Source organism: Phormidium sp. CCY1219, from assembly GCF_055795085.1.
The window spans coordinates 1-1,467 of the sequence record NZ_JAYFEQ010000109.1 but is presented as its reverse complement, the minus strand read 5'-3'; the positions used below and the strand labels follow the sequence as shown (position 1 = coordinate 1,467).

Annotated in this window: 1 protein-coding gene; it reads left to right on the top strand. The window is 43.8% G+C overall.

The annotated features are described in order from the left end of the window. Positions 1-248: 248 nt before the first annotated feature. Positions 249-1,250 carry a group II intron maturase-specific domain-containing protein gene (locus AC0QH1_RS00620; protein ID WP_324628794.1) on the top strand — a complete coding sequence of 334 codons (1,002 nt, stop codon included), beginning with the start codon at positions 249-251 and terminating at the stop codon, positions 1,248-1,250. Positions 1,251-1,467 lie beyond the last annotated feature (217 nt).

The following is a 1,467-nucleotide window of genomic DNA, read 5'->3' as shown; positions in this document are numbered from 1 at the left end:
ACAACTTTAGGATTTTCTCTTAAAGGAGTTGGTAGAGGCACTTTGATAATGCCTTTAAGAGTTCAGTTTTGGACTGCGCCATCAATCAATGTTTCAACAAATTGCGCGGATGGCAACAGGGACACACATGGGTTCTTGACGCTGACATCAAAGGCTTCTTGGATAACGTTGCCCATGAATCCATTCTGAACATGATTGGCTCTGCCCCACAAGGCAAACTAATCAAAGAATAGTTAAAAGCAGGATTTATCGACAAAGGGGTTCACAACCCTACCGAGACAGGCACTCCTCAAGGTGGTGTGATAAGTCCATTACTCGCAAATATTGGACTGCATGGGTTAGAAGAATACATCAAAACAGTTAACCCAAAGCTAGGCATCATCAGATATGCAGATGATTTTATCGTCACTGCTAAAGACAAAGAATCTTTGGAACAAGTGCTTATCCTGATAAAACAATGGCTGTCAAATCGAGGTCTAGAAATCAGTGATGAGAAGACACGGATAGTTCAGAGCAACGACGGATTCGACTTTCTGGGTTTCAACCTACGCCACTATAACGGCAAACTGTTGACCAAACCCCAAAAGGAAAAGGTACTCGCCTTTTGTAAGAAGATTGGTAAAACCATATCCAATATGAAAGCCTGTACCCAAGAAGAAGTCATTAGAAAATTGAATCCCCTTCTCAGAGGTTTTGCTAACTACTACAGAGGTACAGTTAGCAAAGAAACCTTCTCCTACATCGAAAATCGAGTATGGCATTACCTCTGGCGTTGGGCTAAACGTCGGCATCCCAACAAATCAAAAACATGGGTTTCTAAACGCTACTACGGTAGCTATAGAGGACGGCATGGTACTTTCATGTGCAAAGGGACTGGTAGAAGAGGAAAAGAAAAACTTTTTCTCCTGTACAACATTAGTAGTACACCCATAGTAAGGCACGTTAAAGTCAAAGGGAACTCAAGCCCTGATGACCCCTCACTCCGTGAATACTGGCATAAACGAAGCATCAAGAACGGGAAAAATTATTGGGCAAAAGGTTCAAAATATGAACAACTTGCCAAGCTCCAAGATTGGAAATGTCCCGTCTGCGGAGACAGCCTATTTAACGGAGAAGAAATCGAAACCCATCATATCGTACCTGTAGCAGAATGTAGATTAGACGACCTAGAAAATCTGATGCACCTACACAGAGCGTGTCATAAGCAGGTACATAGCAAATCCAAGTCAAAGGCTGGAAGTAAGGCTTGAGCGGTATGATTGGAAACAGTCACGTACCGTTCTTAGGGGAGGGGAGGAAGGCGACTTCCGAACCTTACCCGCTATTGCGCCTTTAAAAGTCCGACTTTGGACTCTTTAAGAATCCCTCGGATTTATCCGTAGGGAATATCAAAACTATTCCTCCGGACGCGATATTATCCCTGTTTCTAGCAGGAGGCAGAGCCTCCAGAGGCCCGTTCCCAGGCAA